Raw genomic sequence first — 16,519 nt, 5'->3', positions numbered from 1 at the left:
TAGGCAGCAGCAGATATGGTCAGCGTATGGCCCGTCGTCGCGCGAGCAGAAAGCTGAGTTCCGGATGCTCCGCGCCGTCTAGGTGAGGGAGTTCAGCCAGAACCAGCTCGAACAGCGCCTGGTACTCGTTGTCGGCCAGGTCGTGCACGCGACGCGCCTGAACCAGCACGCCGCATGCCACGTGGTGTTTGGGAAGGGGCGCCATTCGCCCACGCTAGTGCCCATCCGACCGCGCGAACCGCGCCGTTTAGACCGATTTGCGCTCGTAGAGCACCATCGACCAGGCGTAGCCGATCACCGCAATCACGACGCACCAGCCGACCGCGAGCACCGCGTTCCAGCCCAGCGGCGTGCCGAGCAGCAGCCCGCGCAGAGCCTCGACGATCGGGGTGAAGGGCTGGTACTCCGCAAACCAGGCCAGACCGGCCGGCATCGAGTCCGTCGGCACGAAGCCGCTGCCCAGGAACGGCAGCAACACCAGCACGAGCGGCAGGTTGCTGGCCGTCTCCACGCTCTTCGCCTGCATTCCCATGCCGACCGCGAGCCAGGTCACCGCGAAGGCGATCAACGTGATCAGGCCGGCGGCGGCGAGCCATTCGAGCGGCTCGGCGGTGGGCCGGAACCCGATCAGCAGGCCGACGCCGAGCACCAGGGCAACGGCGATGATGGCCTGGATGGTGTTGCCGAGCACGTGCCCGGCGAGCACTGCCGCGCGGGAGATGGCCATGGTGCGGAACCGTGCGGTGATGCCCTCGGTCATGTCCATCGAGACCGTCGTGGCGGTACCGCCGGCCGTGCCGGCGATGGTGATCACCACGATGCCGGGCATCACGTAGGCGAGGTAGGCCTCGCGCCCGCCGGCCGGGTCGACGCCGGGCAGGCCGGCGCCGAGAGTGCCGCCGAACACGAACACGAACAGCAGCAGGATCACCACCGGCCCCACGATCGTGAAGATGGACAGACCCGGGTACCGCACCATGTGCAGCAGGTTGCGGCGCAGCATCGTGATCGCGTCGGCGATCACGTGCGACGGGCGACTGAGGCCCGGTGCGGTGGGGCGCGGGGCGGTGAGGGTGGTCATGACTCTGGTCCTTTCGTCTCGACCCGGTCCCGCGGCTGTGTCGTGCCGGTGAGGGCGAAGAACACGTCGTCGAGATCGGGGGTGTGGATGCTGAGGTCGTCGACCTCGAGCTGGGCCGCGTCCAGGCGGTCCAGCACGCTGCGCAGCGCGCCGATGCCGCCGTCGCTCGGCACGGTGAGGGCGAGCCCGCTCTCGTCGCGGGCGGAGCCGGGCAGAATCTGGGCGGCGGCGTCCAGGTCCGCGGCATCCGCGAAACTCAGCCGCAGGTGCCCGCCGGGCACGAGGCTCTTGAGTTGGCTGGGCGTGCCGTCGGCCACGATGCGGCCGCCGTCGAGCACCGCGATCTGGTCGGCGAGCCGGTCGGCCTCCTCGAGGTGCTGGGTGGTGAGCAGCACCGTGGTGCCCTCCGTGACCAGGCGGCGCACGATGTCCCACACGACGTGCCGGCTGCGGGGGTCCAGGCCCGTGGTGGGCTCGTCGAGGAAGATCACGCTCGGGGTGGCGACGAGGGTCATCGCGAGGTCGAGCCGGCGGCGCATGCCGCCGGAGTAGGTGGCGAGGGGCTTGCGGGCGGCCTCGACGAGGTCGAACTGGTCGAGCAGTTCGGTCACCCGCGACTTGGAGCGCGCCGCGCCGAGGTGCCGCAGCCGGGCCATCAGTAGCAGGTTCTCCTCGCCGGTGAGCAGGCCGTCGACAGCGGAGAACTGGCCGGTGAGGCCGATCGCGGCGCGCACCCCGTCGGGGTCACGAAGCACGTCGCATCCCGCCACGGTGAGGGTGCCGGCGTCCGGCCGCACCAGGGTGGAGAGGATGTGCACCGCCGTGGTCTTGCCCGCGCCGTTCGGGCCGAGCAGCGCGGTCACGGTGCCGGCAGCAACCGTGAGGTCGATGCCGTCGAGCACGGTCTTGGTGCCATAGGCCTTAAGCAGGCCTCGCACTGAAATGGCTGGGGTGGTCATGGGTCGTTCCCTTCGCTTCGGTGCGCGCTCAGCGCGCGCGGTGGATACCGATGTCGCCGAACGCGGTGCGGGCGCGCACCGCCACGGTCTGCTCGGCGGGGTTGGGGGCGCTGTCGCCGGCGAGCTCGTTGCGCAGGCGCCCGTTCTTGGAGGCCAGGTCGAGCCACGCGGGAACGCCGGGGCGCACGCCGATACTGACCTGGCCGAAGCCGCTCTCGACCTGCACAGATCCGCTCGAGATCTCCCCCAGCGCGATGCTGCCGTAGGCGGTCTTCGCCGTCACGGCGGCGAGCGCCCTGCCGATCTCGAGGTCGCCGTAGGAGAGTTTGGCGTCGAGGTCGCCGCCGGCTTCTCCGATCGTGATGCTGCCGTGCGAGGCCTTGAGGACGGCGTTGCCGGTGACGGTGCCGATTCTGAGCTGGCCGTGATCGGCGGTGATCTCGACGTCACCCTCGGCAGCGCCGACGGTGGCGTTGCCGTTGCCGGCCCGCAGCCACAGGTCACCGGTGGCCTCGACCTCGGCCGCACCGTTCGAGCACTTGAGCCGGGTGGCGCCGAGGCGCCCCGTTGCCCGCACGTTCCCCGACGAGATCTCGGCCGTGAGGCGCGATCCCGTCGGCACCTCCACGAGCAGGTCCACCGACTCGCTGGGGCCGATGATCGTGAAGCGGGGCTTCGGGGCGGTGATGGTGAGCCGTTCTCCGTCGAAGTCCACGGTGGTCTCCTCGGCGCCGCGACGGTCGACCGCCTTGGTCGGGCTGGTCGGTGACACCGTCACGACGGTGTCGGTTCGGTCGCTGGCGATCACCTCGATCGCGCCGACCGGCAGTTTGATGGCGACGTCGATCGGGTTGGGGGTGTTGTAGGTGGGCATGCTGGCGCGTCCCTTTCTCTGGGCTATGCAGTTTGGGTACAACCGACCGACCCCGCGGGTGCGCGTGGCTGGCAGTGCTGGCGTGCTGGGCGGTTAGCGCGCCCAGCCCGCGAAGTTGTCGCCGGTGCGCAGGGTGCGCTGAACGGACCGGCGTTGTTTGGGTTGCAGGGCGGCGGCCGTCGCGCGCACCAACCAGGTGTTGACAGAGAGTCCGTCGGCCGCTGCCGCGTCGTCGACTTGGGCCTTGAGGGCATCCGGCAGGCGAAGCGTGGTGCGCGAGGTGCTGGCATCGTCGAGGTCGACGGATGCGGCGGGCCGCTCGTCGTTGTCCGGCTCACTGCTCGGCGGGGTCACCACGAACTCCACCTCGCGGCCGCGCAGCCGCAGGTCCACCGAGCCGGGGGCGAGGTCACGGGTGATCTCCCCCACCGCGGCCGACAGCACGTCCAGGAGCACGAGCCGGGTCGCGGCATCCAGTCCGGCGGCCAGCCGCTCGGCCACGGCGCGGGAGTCCTCCGCGCCGTGAGCCGCGGCATCCACCAGTTGGCGCTGGAGGTCGGTGACGTACTGTCCAAGTTCCATGTCACCATCATGACACCACAGTGGTGTCACGTCAACACTTTATGGTGTCATCGTGGCATCAGGCGTCGGGCTGGGCCGCCCAGTCGCTGTGCTCCCGTCGCCACACCCGGCTGGTGCTGTGGTCGTGCTCGACGTCGATGAACCACCAGGTCTGGTCGGGGTCCCAGCCGGCGAGCACCGTGGCGAGGTCGTCGGCGACCGGAATGGCCCGGCCGGCCGTGGCCAGGTACCCGGCCACGGTGAGGTGGACAGCGTCGAAATCGAGGGCAACGCGGGACCAGTCGGGCATAACCCAGCGGCCGATTCTCGCGGTGGTCATGAACCAGACCTGCCGGCGAGCCGCCGTGACCTCCACCGGGTACCGCCGGCAGAGGTACGCCCAGGCGTCCGCGCCGTCGATCTCGTAGACCCGCGCTCCTTGCGGTGCGTGAATGCGATGCGCGGTGGCCGTCTGCCAGCCCAACGCGTCTTCGACCAGCCCGAGCCCCACCGGCTGGGCACCGGCGAGGGCGCGCGTGCTGTTGGTGAGGCGCGCGGGCGGCTTGGACCACCACGGTCCGCTGAACACGGCGCGGGGGTCGGCCGGCCAGGTCCGCTCGGCGAGCGCGTTCTCCTCGGCGCGCGCGACGCCCCACTGCTCCAGCAGCTGGGCGGCCGTCTGCACCGGATCCCCGGGCTCCACGGTTCCCTCGAATTCGACTGCCCACTGCTCGGCACGGTCGAGCGGAGTGGCCCACCAGGCGGCCGGCCGCGACGAGGCGATCAGTGCGGCGACCCGGGCCAGGGCAGCACGCATCTCGGGTGCCGCGGCGAGCACATCCTCGCCGTCGGGCGGCTGCCAGTACCGGGCGTGGTCGACCGCCGCGACCAGAGCCCGCAGCAGGGCGCGGTCATCCGGATCGGCGAGCGCGGCGGCCGCGAGCAGGTGCGCCACCTCCTGCGCCGAGGGGGTGGGCCGTTCGGCAATGGGCGGCGCGGATTGACCGGCGACGAAGCTGAAGAGCACCCGGGAGCTGCCGCGGTCCGGGTCGAGATTGTGGGCGGCGTAGAAGATGGCGCTGGTCAGGCGATTGTCGTCGGCGGTGTCGTCGCCGGTGTCGTCGGAGCGCTGAGCGACCTGAGCCCACTCCAGACACAGCCGGCGGCCGCGCGGGCCGGCGAGCAAGACTGCGGGATCGACGGTCATACCGTCACCCTATCTACGCGCCGCGACGGATGCCGCGGGGCACCACCACCCAGAGGACCGCCACCACCACCAGGATGAAGCCGGCGAAGGCCATGCCCCAGGCCCGGCCGAGCACCAGGTCGAAGATGAGCAGCCCGATGCCGGCGACGGTGATCGCGACTCCGGCGAGCGTGGCCTGCACGAAGTAGTCGGTGTAGCGCACGATGCGGCTCTTCGCGTGCCTGCGGAACAGAACCCGGTGCAGGCTCACCGGGGCCAGGCCCACCAGGGTGGTGAGCACCGAGGTGACCACCAGAACCAGGTAGACGTCCTGCTGAAACATGTCGAGATCCTCGAACCTGGCCTGGAAGACAGCGGCCAGCAGGAAGCCGGTGAGAATCTGAGTGCCGGTCTGGATGACCCGGAGCTCCTGGAGCAGTTCGTTCCAGTTGCGGTCCAGGCGCTCGTTCGGCGATTCCGCGCGGCCATCGTGGGCTGCACCTGGTTCGTTTTGAGACGGCGAGGCGTGGGTCATGGCTGAACCTTCCGTGGGTGGAGCCCGCTGCACTGACAGCGGTGGGTCGGGGATACCGACAGTAGCGCCGGGCATCCGCTGCCGCACCCGGTTGAACTGGTCGGCCAGGGCCACAGAGGACTAACGTTGGCAGTGGCCCGGACTCGTGGCTCGAACGTGCCCGCCCTGAAGGTGACGATGGATACGACTGGTGGTGCTGATGAGTGAAGGCTCGGGAACACGCCTCGCGACCGGCGGGCACCTGGCCTCCCCATTTCTGGAACTGTTGCCCATCACCGGGGCGGCCATTTCGGTGTTCGATCAGGGCCGCAGGGCCTCATTGATCGATGCCACCGACCCCATCGCGGCCCGGTTGGAACAAATGCAGTTCGATCTGGGCGAAGGCCCGTCGCACGATGCCTTCAGGACGGCGGCGTTCGTATCCGTTCCCGACCTGGCCGCGACCGAACGGTGGCCCGTGTTTCTGCGGAGTGCCGTTGAGCTAACCGTGGGTGCACTGTTCACCTTTCCCCTCATGTTGGGAGCGGCGTGCACCGGAACGGTCACGTGCTATCGCACCGACCCCGGCGCCCTCACCGACCAGGCCACCGACATCGGCACCTCGTTGTGTCGCGCCATCTCCGGGCCCGCGTTTCGCCGTGCGATAGTGCTGGCCGAACACGAATCAGCCGACCACGAGGCGCCGATCGAGTCGCGGCGGGAGATTCACCAGGCGACCGGAATGGTTCTCGATCAGCTGGATATCAGCGCAACGGATGCTTTCTCACGAATCCGGGCCTACGCTTTTTCTAGCGGATACACCGTCCAAGAGATTGCGCACGCCGTCGTCAGCCGGCGCCTCAATTTCGCAGAACTCCCAGAGTAGGCAGATATGCACGACATTGACCACGCGGCTGACAACACCCGTGAAGAAAAGATCAACGACGCTTTCGTGCGCGTGGCCGGCACCTTGGTGGCCGACTACGACATCGTCGACCTGCTGTCGACCCTGGTGCACACCTGCACCCAGCTTCTCGACGTGCAGGCGGGCGGCATTCTGCTGGCCGACGGCACCGGGGTGCTCGAGCTTGTGGCCTCGACCAGCGAAGAGGCCGAGATCGTGGAAGTCATGATCGTCGCCGCCGGGGCCGGCCCCTGCATCGACTGCTACAGCACCGGCGCCGTGGTGAGCATCCCCAACATCGACACGGATGCCGGCCAGTGGCCGCGCTTTCGCCGTTCTGCGCTCGAGCAAGGCTTCCGGTCGGCACACGCCACCCCGCTCCGGCTGCACGGCGAGGTGATCGGAGCGATGAACCTGTTGGGCACGGTGACCGGCGCCCTGAGCGACCGTGACGCCCAGCTCGCCCAGGCGTTGGCGGATGTCGCGACAGTCGGCATCCTGCACGAACGCAGTTTTCGCCAGCCCGAGGTCGTTGCCGCCCAGCTGCACCTGGCCCTGGATACCCGAATTCTGATCGAGCAGGCGAAGGGTGTGCTCGCCCACGTGCTCTCGTGCACCATGACCGAGGCCTTCGACGCCCTGCGCGACTACGCCAGGGCGCACGAGACCACCCTGCGGGCGGCGGCCGAGGGCGTGGTGAATCGCAGCATCTCTGTCGAGGCCCTGGCGGGCCAGCGCGGCTGACCAGCCCGCGTCGCCGTGCCGGCAGGAGCGGTGCCGGCAGGAGCGGTGCCGGCGGTAGCGGTGCCGGCTACTCGCGCCCGAACAACCGGCCGAGGTCGGAGAGTCCGGGGATCTCGAAGTTCGACGCGAGGTCGGACAGGCCGGGTGCCTCGAAGTTCGAGCCGGCCTCGGTGAGCTGCTCACCGATCCCGCCGGCATAATCCTCCGCGCCCGCCGTGAGATCTTCCGCACCCGCGGCGAGGTCTTCAGCGCCGGCGGTGAGATCCGCGGCGCCCGCGGTGAGGTCGCCGGCCAGGGACTCGAAATCCACACCGAGGCCTGCGGCCTGTTCCAGGATCGGAGCGGCGACGCCGCTGAGCACTGCGCCCCCGGCGACGGCGGCGAGCAGCCCACCGGTCGCACCGACTCCGGCGCCGGCAACGGCGCCCACACCGGCTCCGGCGAGCGCACCCATGCCGCCGCGACCGGCCGGCTTGGCGAACAGCTTGCGCAGAAAGCCCGGGTTGTGGGCCTCGCCGCGGGCGGCGGCGCGGGCGAGGTCGCCGGGCTCGGCCGACAGCGGCTGCTCGGTGGCCGGCAGCTCGGCGCGCAGCTGGGTGTTGACCTGCTCGCGCTGGGCGGGAGTCAGCCGGGCGAAGGCATCGCGGTGCACCTGCTCGAGCTGTTCCGGCTGGGCGGTCTTCAGCAGGTAGTCGTAGCGGGCGATGGCCGCGGCATCCTCGGGGCTGGGCGGCGCGACCGCCGGCCGACCGGCCGCACGCTGCCCGGCGGCAACATGCTGCCCGGTGGCGGGGCGGGAGTCTGGGCGAGCGGCGGAGCTCGCATCCGGGCGGGCATCCGGGCGCGTGGCGGGCCGGGCATCCGGGCGAGTGTCCCCGGTCACGCGGTCGGCCGCGGTGCGCACGAGGTCGCGCCAGTCGGTCTTGCCGGTGGTTGACGAGGACTGCCCCGGGTTGGACTGCCCCGACTTGTCGAGGGCCTTCGCTGCCATGTTCAGAATGCGCTGGAGATTGCTCACAGGAGGCCCTTCAAGTTGACTGGGCTCCCAGTGTTGCCGACCGCGCCTGAGCAAACCCTCCGAGCCCGCCCTCCCCGCCCACCGAGCTGGTGAGGCTATACGGAGAAAGTGAGATTAAAAGGACCCCAGCCGCCGTTTCGTCCCAATAAAGTCACGACTTCCTTCCAAACGTGCGCCCCAATCGGCGAGCGGCGGCGTCCGTCGGCGTTTCGCTGCGACCGGGCTGCCGATGTGGCAACATGGCGCCGTGACCACTCAGCGCCGAATGCTCCTCGACTCCGCCTCCCTCTACTTCCGTGCCTTCCACGGCGTGCCCGACACCGTGCGGGCGCCCAACGGCGATCCGGTCAACGCCGTGCGCGGGCTGCTCGACATGATCGCCCGGCTCGCCACCGAGTTCCAGCCCTCCGAGATCGTGGCCTGCTGGGACGACGACTGGCGCCCGCAGTGGCGGGTCGACCTGATTCCCACCTACAAGACTCACCGGGTTGCCGCCGAGGCGCCCACGGATGCCGACCCGTCGATCGAGATCGTGCCCGACCTGCTCAGCCCCCAGGTGCCGATCATCCGCGAGGTGCTCACCGCGCTCGGCATCCCCATCGTCGGCGCCGCCGAGCACGAGGCCGACGACGTGATCGGCACCCTCGCCTCGCACGCCGACATCCCCGTTGACGTGATCACGGGCGACCGCGACCTCTTCCAGCTCGTCGACGACTCTCGCGGCGTGCGGGTGATCTACACGGGCCGCGGCATGGCGCGGCTGGAGATTCTGACCGATGCGGCGCTCACGGCCAAGACCGGCGTCTCGCCGGCGCAGTACGCCGACTTCGCCGCGATGCGCGGAGACGCCTCCGACGGGCTGCCGGGCGTGGCCGGGGTGGGCGAGAAGACCGCGGCAACGCTGCTGGCCGAGTACGGCGACCTCAACGGCATCGTCGCGGCGGCAGCCGACCCGGCGGTGAAGCTGAGCGCGGCAGTGCGGGCGAAGATAGTGGCCGCCGCGGACTACCTCCTGGTGGCGCCGGCCGTGGTGAACGTGGTGCGGAACCTCGACCTGCCGGCATTCGACGCCCGCATCCGCCCCAGCACGCCCGAGCAGGAGGCCGAGCTGGAACGGCTGAGCACCGAGTGGGGACTCAGCTCGTCGATGAAGCGGGCGCGCGAGGCCTTGGCCGCGCTGGCCTGAGCACCTACCCGGCTGCGGTGCCCCCGGCCGCAGGCGGTGTCGGCGGCTCGGCGGCGATGCGCAGCACCACGCTGCCCCGCTTGTGCCCGGCGTCGACGAAGCCGTGTGCGCTCGCGATCTCGCTCAGCTCGAAGCTCCGGTCGAGCACGGGCTTCAGCCGCCCGGACTCGGCGAGGCCCACGAGATAGGCCAGATCGTCGGCGCGGTACTCCACACCGCCGGCACTCACGAGCTTGCCGCTTGTGCGGGTGCGTGACCGCGCGCGCAACAGGGTGTTGAGGTCGGCGATGACCGCCAGCAGTGCTCCGCCGGGGGTGATCAGGTGCTGCACGCGGTCGAAGGTCGCGTTGCCGACGCAGTCCATGATCACGTCGTAGCTGCCGGGCCCGGTGGTGAAATCGGTGGTCGTGTAGTCGATCACCCGGTGGGCGCCGAGAGCCGTGACCAGATCGGCGTTGCGGGCGGCACACACCGCGGTCACGGTGGCGCCGAGGGCGACGGCCAGCTGCACCGCCGCGCTGCCGACGACTCCGGAGGCGCCGTTGACCAGCACCCTGGTGCCGGGCCGGATGTCGGTGCGGTTCAGGAACCCCCGCGCCGTGATGCCCCCGAAGACGAGAGCCACCGACTCGGCGTAGCCCATCCCGGCCGGCTTGGCCACGATCGGCCCGTCCTGGCTGATCCGGGCGTACTCGGCATGGCCACCGAACTTCGCGCCGAGCATCGCGATCACCCCATCGCCGGGGGCGAACCGGGTGACCCTCTCCCCCACGGCCTCCACCACCCCGGCAGCGTCCATGCCCAGCACCCGCCGGCGCGGGCGCACGAAACCCACCCCGATGCCGGCCAGCAACCCGAGCCCCTTCGGCACCTCGCGGGACCGGGCCCGGTGATCGGCGGCGCTCACGGTGCTGGCGATCACGCGGATCAGCACCTCTTCCGGACCCGGCGTGGGTGTGGGCACCTCGGCGATGGCCACGACGTCCGGTGCGCCGAAGCGCCGGTACACCGCGGCCTTCATCGGGCCGCCTCCGCCCGCTCGGCCCCGTCGCGGGGGCGCTGCATCCGCTCCAGCGCGGCACCGTCGAAGCCCTTGATGATCAGCCAGAGTGCGAGCGAGAGCTCCCAGGCGAACACCGGCAGCGCCACCAGCAGCCCGATCGCGGAGAACTGGCCGTAGAGGCCGAAGATCACCAGCACCGTGGAGAGCGTGATGATCGCACCACCGGCCAGGCCCAGAATGGCGATGCCGCGCGGCACCAGCCGCGCGGTGTACATCAGCGTGGCCAGCAGGATCGACCCGATGCCGAGCGCAAAACCCGGGCCGAACAACAGGGTGCCGTCTTGCAGGGCCAGCAGGGCAGCCGCCACCACCTCGAGGCCGCCGTCGTCGGTGCCGCGCGGTTGCCGGCGCAGCATCAGCACGGTGAGCAGGCTGAGGGTGCCGACCAGGATGATCGCCGCTTCGAGGATGCGCGCGGCCACGTAGGCCAGCGCCAGCGCCGGGTTCTGGCGCTGCACGATCGGGTAGAAGACGACCGCGGTGCCGACCACGGCGATGACGAGCAGCACCTCGAAGAGCACGCCAACGGCCACCATCGGGTCGGGGTGGGTGCCGAGCACATACCCGGGGGTGTTCAGCACCGGCGCGTAGAGCAGACGACCAACGATCGCGCCGATCTCGGTGAGCAGGAAGAGCACGCCGATCAGGATGGCGGCTCTGCGATGTGACGTCATGCGGGTGGGTGGCATGGGTGACTCCTCAGAGAAAGGTGTACAACGTACACTCGGATGCCTCGACCCTAAGGTGTACGCTGTACTCCTGTCAATGGGCGAGGCTGGTCTTGCCCCGGAGGACCCTCAATGGCTCAAGTTCTGGTCGCCCCGCGCGTGCGTCTCAACCGTGATCGGGTGTTGCAGGCCGCCGTGCAGCTGGCCGATCAGATCGGCATCGAGCCGCTGAGCATGCGCCGGCTCGCCGAGGAACTCGGGGTCGTGCCGATGGCGCTGTACAAGCACGTCGCGAACAAGGAAGAGCTACTCGACGCGATGGTCGAGGTGATCGTCGCGGAGATCGACCCGCCGCACCCCGACGCCGGCTGGAAGGCCGCCGTGCGCCTGCGGGTGCTCTCGGCGCGGCAGATGCTGCTGCGGCATCCGTGGGCCCGCCCGGTGCTCGAGTCACGCACGAGCCACACCCCCACCGTGCTCGACTACATGGAGTCGACGATCGGCATGTTCCTGGCGGGCGGCTTCTCGGTCGACCTAACCCACCACGTGATGCACGCCCTCGGCAGCCGCATGTGGGGATTCACCCAGGAGCTCTTCGAGACTCCTACCGGCGCAGACGGCGCGGTAGCGCCCCAGCCCCAGCCCCAGCCCGCGCAGCTCCTGGCGATGGCCGAGCGCTACCCGAACATCGCGCAGATCAGTGCAGCCGCCGCGCACGACGACTCGGTCGTGACCAGCGGCTGCGACGACAGGTTCGAGTTCGAGTTCGCGCTCGACCTGCTCCTCAACGGCTTCGAACGGCTCCACGACACGGGCTGGTCCTCAGCCGACGCCGCGCCGGCGGTCTAGGACCGACTCGGCGCCGCTTCGAGCCGGGTGCGCGCGAAGACAGTCTTCAGCGATACCCGGCTGGTGTACTGGATCGACCCATAGCGGAACAGCCGCACGGCCAGCTGCAGCACGACGGCGCTGAGCAGGAAGAGTTCGACGATGACCACCGCGGCTTCCCAGCCGTTCAGAGTGCCGAAGGCGTTCCGCAGCATCGCGGTGAGCGGGGCGGAGTACGGGAAGTAGGTGAATATCTGCACGACGAAGCTGTGCGGGCTCGAGATGATCGTTGAGACTGCATAAACAGGCATGATCAGGAAAATGATGAGAATGGCCGACAGGCTGCCTGCGTCCTTCGCGGTGGGCATGATCGCCCCGATGGCCACCAGCGTGCCGGTGAACAGCGCGAACCCGCCGATGGCCAGGAGCGCTCCAACGATCATCTGCGCGGGGTCGAACGACAGCGCCGACAGGTCGACCTCCGGGATGTTCAGCGACCCGCGGAAGAAGACGTAGGCGATCAGCACCGGCGCCAGGAACACGAGCACCTGGGTGAACCCGACGATGAAGAGCGAGATGATCTTGCCGATGATCAGGGTGGTGGGGTTGAGGGTGGTGAGGATCATCTCGGTGACCCTGTTCTCCTTCTCCTCCAGGGTGCTTGTGAGCATCTGGTTCGACAACAGGGTGAACACGAGGAAGAACACCACGACATAGATCAGCGGCGGGATCACACCCATGAATCCGGCGGTCTTCTCGCCGTCGGCGTAGGTCGTGGCGTTCACCGAGATGTCGCCGCGTGCCACCGCAGCCAGGGCAGTGTCCCCGATTTGGTCCTCTGCACTCACGACGAGCAGGTGGCTGGCCACCCCGTCGTACTCGCCGTTGCCGAACAGGCCCTTGTCGACGCCGTACACCTTGATGGCGGCGGTGCTCGGGTCGGCCGGGTAGACAAAATGGGCCTTCTCGGCGCCGGACTTCACGTCGGCGATCGCGGCCGCATCATCCGTGACGGCGGTGCCGCCCATGCGGGTGGCCACGGCGGGGTCGACGTAACCGGATGCGTCGCTGTAGGTGAACGTGATCGCCGCGTCGGCCTGGGCATCGGTGGTGCTCGCGGCCGAGAGATTGCCCAGGATCACGAGGGTCATGACGATGCCGATGCCGATCGGCACCATCAGGGTGGTGATCCAGAACCGGCGTTTGCTGAGCGTGCGACCGACTTCGAATCCGATCACCGTGCGGAGGTTGTGCCTGGCCATGTCAGCTCGCCGCCATTTCGTTCTGTTCGCCGTAGACGCTCACGAAGATCTCGTCCAGCGAGAGCTTGCTCGTCTCGAAGCTGCGCACCAGCACCCCAGAGGTGACCAGGTCGCGCAGGATGAGCGCTTCGTCGGCGTTGTCGGTAAGGGTGAGTTCGGCGTAGTTGCGGTCGCGGGTGCTGACCTCGTAGTGAGCCGATGGGGGAATCTCGCCGGAGTAGCCGAGCCGGATCATGGTGCCGCCGTATTGGTTCTGCACCTCGGGAATCGTGCCGTAGGCCTCGGCGCGACCGTTCTTGAGCAGAATCACCCGGTCGCACAGGCGCTCCACTTCCTCCATCTGGTGGGTGACCATGAGCACCGTGGCGCCGTTGCGCTTCTGCTCGTCGATGATGTCCATGAGCAGGCGCCGGTTGACCGGGTCGAAGCCCTTGGTGGGTTCGTCGAGAATCAGCAGCTCCGGGTCGTTCATGATCGTGACGCCCAGCTGCACCTTTTGCTGCTGCCCGCCCGAGAGCTTGTCGACCCGGGTCTTGGCCTTATCGGCCAACCCCACCCGCTCGAGGTAGTCCATCGACCACGTGATTGCCGCCTTTTTGCTCAGCCCTTTGAGGGCACCGAAATACGCCATCACGGCGATCACGGATTCCTTCTTGTACAGTCCGCGTTCTTCGGGCAGGTAGCCGAGCCGGCTGCCGGCCTCCGGGGTGAACGGGCGGCCGTCGATGTGCAGCACCCCTGCACTGGGGAGGTAAATCCCCAGCAGTGCCCGCAGAGTGGTGGTCTTGCCCGACCCGTTGGAGCCGAGAAATCCGAAGGTCTCTCCCCGCCGCACGTCGAACGAAAGGTCCTCGATCACAGTGGTGCTGGCGAAGTCCATTCGAAAGTGCTCGATGTGAACAAGAGGCTCGTCATGAAGCGTCATGCCCACACCCTAGTGCTGTGGCGAACGCTCCTGCCGCGCCGGAACAAGGTGCCTCGATAGAGCGACACCTCGTTCCGGACCCTCGACGAGCGGGTGGTCAGGCGCGCTGCCGGCGACGGATGACGAGCGCCCCGGCTCCGGCTGCGAGCAGTGCGAGTGCGCCACCGAGCATCGGGGTCAGCGACCCGACTCCGGTGTTGGCGAGGGCGCTGGCCGAGGGCCGGTCTTGGTGGGCGACGGATGGCGCGCCGGTCTCGGTGTCGTCGACCGGCACCGGGTTGGGGGTGCCGGAGTCGGTCGGCACCGGCGTCGCTGTGGGCGTGGGTGCGACCAGGCCGAAGACGTCGGTGGCGGTGCCCAGGGTGAGGAAGACGGTCTCGCCGGTGGCGTCTTTCAGGCCGTCGTTGTCGGTGACCGCATAGACGTTGCCGTCGGCGCCGATGGTGAGGCCCTCGAGCTTCTCCTGGGTCCAGCCGTTGGTGGCTTCGAGGTCGGGCAGCACGTCGTAGGCCAGCGTCTTGGGCAGGATCGGCAGCGTGCCTGCGGCCGGCTCGGTGTCGGGAACCGTCACCGTGTAGACGCGCTTGACCGCGGCGGCGGGGCCGTTGAGCTTGTCGCGTTCGATCACGGCGAGGGTGTTCTCGTCGACCGCCGTGATCTCGGACAGCCCCATCCAGTCGCCGTTGCCGGCGTCGGCCTCCAGCTGGTAGCCGAACCAGGTCCAGCTCTTCGCGGTGACGTCGTACCGGCCGATGCGGGTCACGCCCGCGCCGTCCACGGTGGTGGTGGGGTCGGCCGGGTCGGCCCAGAGCGGACGCTGCACGGCCACGTAGAGCTGTTCGTTGCCGGTCTCGTCGGTGATGGCGGTCACACCCTCGAAGCCCCACTTGGAGATGTGGTCGGAGACATCGGTGGGCAGCGACACCTTCTCATGCACGGCACCGGCGGCATCCGTGCGGTACAGGATGTTGGCCGCACCGGTGGCGCCCTCGGCGGCGAGCCAGAAGCCGCCCTGCGTGCGCGCGTGCAGGCCCTCGATGTCGAGCACGGCCGGCTTGCCGTTCTCGGTGACCACGAGGCTGCCGTCGATGCGGGCGGGCTCGGCGGTCACGTCGACGGTGAAGATCGTGCTCGGCGAGAGGGCGGAGTCGCTCGCGGTGTAGATGTGGCCGGTGTCGCCGGGCTTGGCGCTGAGCGCACCGAGCGCCTGCCAGCCGATCGGCAGGCCGGTGGCGTCGTCGTCGGAGACGATGCTCGGCTGGCCCGCCGTGCGGCTGGCGGGCGTGCCGCTGGCGAGCGTGCCGTCGCCGAGCTGGAACAGGGCCACCGAGGCGCGCACGCCGACGCTGGCGTCATCGGTCTCGCTCGAGGTGACCAGCAGGTTGCGGCTGGGCACGGCCAGCAGGCCCTCTGGTCCGTTGGTGGCGAACACCATCTGCCGGTAGACCGGCTTCACCGGGTCGGTGAGGTCGTAGACGGCCACGAAGTTGCTGCGCTCGGAGGCGACGAACCCATACCTGGTGCCGTCGATGGTGGCGACCATCAGGCCCTCGGGTTCGCTGCCCTTCTTGCCGGCACGGTCATCGTTGTGTACGCCGTTGGCCACGGCGAGGTGCTCGAAGGTGTTGCCGGCGTCCCAGGCGACGGCGCCGGTGCCGGCGTCTAAGATGGTCCAGCCGCGGGTGCCGCCCTTCCAGTCGCCCTCGTTGGCAGTGGCCAGGTGGGTGTCGTCCACCCAGGAGATCGAGTCGGGCTCGCGCGGGACATCCGTGATCTTGCCGGTGAGGTTGATCACCTTGTCTTTTTTGGTGTCGATGCCGGTGACCGTGGCCGTGCCGGCGCTGAAGACCTTGGTGATCGCCCGGCTGGGCAGGTCGACGAGCACGATGCCGTTGTTCTCCTGCAGGGTGACCGCCAGCTGGTTGGCGCTGTTGATGGTCACGTATTCGGGTTCGGGGTCGGTCGGCGAGTCGAGGCCCGCGGCCATGAACGAGGGCAGCGCCGTGCCGTCGGCGGCGACGAACGGCACCGGGGTGGTCACCCAGCTGGTGGGGTCGGCGTTCAGGTCGATCACCTGCACGAATCCGGCGGGCAGCTGCGGCAGGTCGCCCTTCTTCCCCCCGGCCGGGGTGGCCTCCTCGTCGCGCTGGTTCTCGATCGCTATGGCCGCGTACTTGTAGTCGGCGCTGATCGAGATGGAGTCGGGCTGGCCGCCCAGGTCGATGCTGGTGACAACGCTGCGGTCGCTGATGCGGATCACGTCGAGCCGGCCGGAGGGCGACACGAAGTCTCCGCCGCTCTCGTCGACGACCACGAGCACGTAGTCGCCGTACACGGCCACGGAGGTGGGCTGGTCGTCGGCGTGGCCGAGGTCGGCCAGGGAGATGCTGCCGGCGCCGACGGGGTTGTTCGCGTCGGTGATGTCGAGGAAGCCGATGCGCTTGCCGGGGGCATCCGTGTAGATCACGGTGTTGCCGTCGTCGGTGACGCCGGAGATCTCAGCGGCGGTGGTGTCGGCCGGGTCGACGCCGGCAGGTGCGTTGAGATAGACGGGGTAGGTGGCGGTGCGGTGGAACGCCGACGAGGTGGGGGCGGGCGTCGCGGCGAGCGCCGGGGCGACGACGACGCAGCTGACCATCAGCGCGGCCCCCACGATCAGGGTGGCGCGGCGGGCTGTCTTTGAGAGTGGCATGGCTTCCCCTGGGTCACGAACTTGGTCTGCACGTCTTCACACGTACTCGTCGAG

The 16,519-nt window shown here is 69.3% G+C and carries 17 protein-coding genes; 4 read left to right on the top strand and 13 right to left on the bottom strand.

Annotated features, from left to right (window positions below; all coding sequences use genetic code 11):
• Positions 1-19: 19 nt before the first annotated feature.
• From ACEN2M_RS08635 to ACEN2M_RS08605, 7 genes are all read right to left on the bottom strand, one after another.
• Positions 20-205, bottom strand: coding sequence for a hypothetical protein (locus tag ACEN2M_RS08635; protein ID WP_441647708.1), 186 nt, complete (start codon positions 203-205; stop codon positions 20-22).
• A gap of 42 nt (positions 206-247) precedes the next feature.
• A complete protein-coding gene (locus ACEN2M_RS08630; RefSeq protein ID WP_441647707.1) occupies positions 248-1,081 on the bottom strand; it encodes an ABC transporter permease in 834 nt (277 codons plus the stop codon).
• Positions 1,078-2,040, bottom strand: coding sequence for an ATP-binding cassette domain-containing protein (locus ACEN2M_RS08625; protein WP_441647706.1), 963 nt, complete (start codon positions 2,038-2,040; stop codon positions 1,078-1,080). The genes ACEN2M_RS08630 and ACEN2M_RS08625 overlap by 4 nt, the downstream gene beginning before the upstream one ends.
• A gap of 28 nt (positions 2,041-2,068) precedes the next feature.
• Positions 2,069-2,914, bottom strand: a complete 846-nt coding sequence (locus ACEN2M_RS08620; RefSeq protein ID WP_441647705.1) for a DUF4097 family beta strand repeat-containing protein — start codon at positions 2,912-2,914, stop codon at positions 2,069-2,071.
• 93 nt (positions 2,915-3,007) lie between these two features.
• On the bottom strand, positions 3,008-3,496 hold the full coding sequence (locus ACEN2M_RS08615) for a histidine kinase (protein WP_441647704.1): 489 nt from the start codon (positions 3,494-3,496) through the stop codon (positions 3,008-3,010).
• Positions 3,497-3,554: 58 nt separating this feature from the next.
• Complete coding sequence (locus tag ACEN2M_RS08610; RefSeq protein WP_441647703.1) at positions 3,555-4,682, bottom strand: hypothetical protein; 1,128 nt, start codon at positions 4,680-4,682, stop codon at positions 3,555-3,557.
• 13 nt (positions 4,683-4,695) lie between these two features.
• On the bottom strand, positions 4,696-5,196 hold the full coding sequence (locus tag ACEN2M_RS08605) for a DUF6328 family protein (protein WP_441647702.1): 501 nt from the start codon (positions 5,194-5,196) through the stop codon (positions 4,696-4,698).
• Positions 5,197-5,395: 199 nt separating this feature from the next.
• On the opposite strand from ACEN2M_RS08605, the gene ACEN2M_RS08600 reads away from it, so the two are divergent.
• Positions 5,396-6,061, top strand: coding sequence for an ANTAR domain-containing protein (locus tag ACEN2M_RS08600; RefSeq protein WP_441647785.1), 666 nt, complete (start codon positions 5,396-5,398; stop codon positions 6,059-6,061).
• Between the two features lie 6 nt (positions 6,062-6,067).
• Positions 6,068-6,823 (top strand): GAF domain-containing protein, encoded by a 756-nt coding sequence (locus tag ACEN2M_RS08595; RefSeq protein WP_441647701.1) that lies wholly within the window; start codon positions 6,068-6,070, stop codon positions 6,821-6,823.
• Positions 6,824-6,890: 67 nt separating this feature from the next.
• Here the strand turns inward: ACEN2M_RS08595 and ACEN2M_RS08590 are convergent, their stop codons facing one another.
• Positions 6,891-7,841, bottom strand: coding sequence for a cation-transporting ATPase (locus tag ACEN2M_RS08590; RefSeq protein ID WP_441647700.1), 951 nt, complete (start codon positions 7,839-7,841; stop codon positions 6,891-6,893).
• A 265-nt stretch (positions 7,842-8,106) separates the two neighbouring features.
• On the opposite strand from ACEN2M_RS08590, the gene ACEN2M_RS08585 reads away from it, so the two are divergent.
• Positions 8,107-9,027, top strand: coding sequence for a 5'-3' exonuclease (locus ACEN2M_RS08585; protein ID WP_441647784.1), 921 nt, complete (start codon positions 8,107-8,109; stop codon positions 9,025-9,027).
• Between the two features lie 4 nt (positions 9,028-9,031).
• Here the strand turns inward: ACEN2M_RS08585 and ACEN2M_RS08580 are convergent, their stop codons facing one another.
• Positions 9,032-10,048 carry an NAD(P)-dependent alcohol dehydrogenase gene (locus tag ACEN2M_RS08580; protein ID WP_441647699.1) on the bottom strand — a complete coding sequence of 339 codons (1,017 nt, stop codon included), beginning with the start codon at positions 10,046-10,048 and terminating at the stop codon, positions 9,032-9,034.
• Entirely contained in the window at positions 10,045-10,779 is a 735-nt protein-coding gene (locus ACEN2M_RS08575) for a DUF4386 domain-containing protein (RefSeq protein ID WP_441647698.1), read from the bottom strand. Before ACEN2M_RS08575 ends, ACEN2M_RS08580 begins: the two co-directional genes overlap by 4 nt.
• Before the next feature lie 111 nt (positions 10,780-10,890).
• Between ACEN2M_RS08575 and ACEN2M_RS08570 the strand changes: the two genes are divergently transcribed.
• Positions 10,891-11,607, top strand: a complete 717-nt coding sequence (locus ACEN2M_RS08570; protein WP_441647697.1) for a TetR/AcrR family transcriptional regulator — start codon at positions 10,891-10,893, stop codon at positions 11,605-11,607.
• Here ACEN2M_RS08570 and ACEN2M_RS08565 read toward each other — a convergent pair.
• From ACEN2M_RS08565 to ACEN2M_RS08555, 3 genes are all read right to left on the bottom strand, one after another.
• Complete coding sequence (locus ACEN2M_RS08565) at positions 11,604-12,848, bottom strand: ABC transporter permease (RefSeq protein ID WP_441647696.1); 1,245 nt, start codon at positions 12,846-12,848, stop codon at positions 11,604-11,606. The genes ACEN2M_RS08570 and ACEN2M_RS08565 overlap by 4 nt on opposite strands.
• Position 12,849: 1 nt before the next feature.
• Positions 12,850-13,773: an ABC transporter ATP-binding protein gene (locus tag ACEN2M_RS08560; protein WP_441647695.1), complete on the bottom strand. Its 924-nt coding sequence runs from the start codon at positions 13,771-13,773 to the stop codon at positions 12,850-12,852.
• 97 nt (positions 13,774-13,870) lie between these two features.
• Complete coding sequence (locus ACEN2M_RS08555; RefSeq protein WP_441647694.1) at positions 13,871-16,465, bottom strand: esterase-like activity of phytase family protein; 2,595 nt, start codon at positions 16,463-16,465, stop codon at positions 13,871-13,873.
• Between the last annotated feature and the right edge of the window lie 54 nt (positions 16,466-16,519).

The sequence above is a fragment of the Cryobacterium sp. W22_MBD10_FK3 genome (genome assembly GCF_052113745.1).
GTDB lineage: Bacteria > Actinomycetota > Actinomycetes > Actinomycetales > Microbacteriaceae > Cryobacterium.
Note: the sequence above shows the minus strand (reverse complement) of the source record. Positions and strands in the feature narration are given on the sequence as shown.

Bases quoted from the DNA above. Each gene is read 5' to 3' on its own strand.
- ACEN2M_RS08605 (WP_441647702.1), bottom strand. From the start codon at position 5,196: ATGACCCACGCCTCGCCGTCTCAAAACGAACCAGGTGCAGCCCACGAT.
- ACEN2M_RS08625 (WP_441647706.1), bottom strand. From the start codon at position 2,040: ATGACCACCCCAGCCATTTCAGTGCGAGGCCTGCTTAAGGCCTATGGC.
- ACEN2M_RS08585 (WP_441647784.1), top strand. From the start codon at position 8,107: ATGCTCCTCGACTCCGCCTCCCTCTACTTCCGTGCCTTCCACGGCGTG.
- ACEN2M_RS08610 (WP_441647703.1), bottom strand. From the start codon at position 4,682: ATGACCGTCGATCCCGCAGTCTTGCTCGCCGGCCCGCGCGGCCGCCGG.
- ACEN2M_RS08595 (WP_441647701.1), top strand. From the start codon at position 6,068: ATGCACGACATTGACCACGCGGCTGACAACACCCGTGAAGAAAAGATC.
- ACEN2M_RS08575 (WP_441647698.1), bottom strand. From the start codon at position 10,779: ATGCCACCCACCCGCATGACGTCACATCGCAGAGCCGCCATCCTGATC.
- ACEN2M_RS08620 (WP_441647705.1), bottom strand. From the start codon at position 2,914: ATGCCCACCTACAACACCCCCAACCCGATCGACGTCGCCATCAAACTG.
- ACEN2M_RS08580 (WP_441647699.1), bottom strand. From the start codon at position 10,048: ATGAAGGCCGCGGTGTACCGGCGCTTCGGCGCACCGGACGTCGTGGCC.
- ACEN2M_RS08555 (WP_441647694.1), bottom strand. From the start codon at position 16,465: ATGCCACTCTCAAAGACAGCCCGCCGCGCCACCCTGATCGTGGGGGCC.
- ACEN2M_RS08560 (WP_441647695.1), bottom strand. From the start codon at position 13,773: ATGACGCTTCATGACGAGCCTCTTGTTCACATCGAGCACTTTCGAATG.
- ACEN2M_RS08635 (WP_441647708.1), bottom strand. From the start codon at position 205: ATGGCGCCCCTTCCCAAACACCACGTGGCATGCGGCGTGCTGGTTCAG.
- ACEN2M_RS08570 (WP_441647697.1), top strand. From the start codon at position 10,891: ATGGCTCAAGTTCTGGTCGCCCCGCGCGTGCGTCTCAACCGTGATCGG.
- ACEN2M_RS08600 (WP_441647785.1), top strand. From the start codon at position 5,396: ATGAGTGAAGGCTCGGGAACACGCCTCGCGACCGGCGGGCACCTGGCC.
- ACEN2M_RS08565 (WP_441647696.1), bottom strand. From the start codon at position 12,848: ATGGCCAGGCACAACCTCCGCACGGTGATCGGATTCGAAGTCGGTCGC.
- ACEN2M_RS08630 (WP_441647707.1), bottom strand. From the start codon at position 1,081: ATGACCACCCTCACCGCCCCGCGCCCCACCGCACCGGGCCTCAGTCGC.
- ACEN2M_RS08615 (WP_441647704.1), bottom strand. From the start codon at position 3,496: ATGGAACTTGGACAGTACGTCACCGACCTCCAGCGCCAACTGGTGGAT.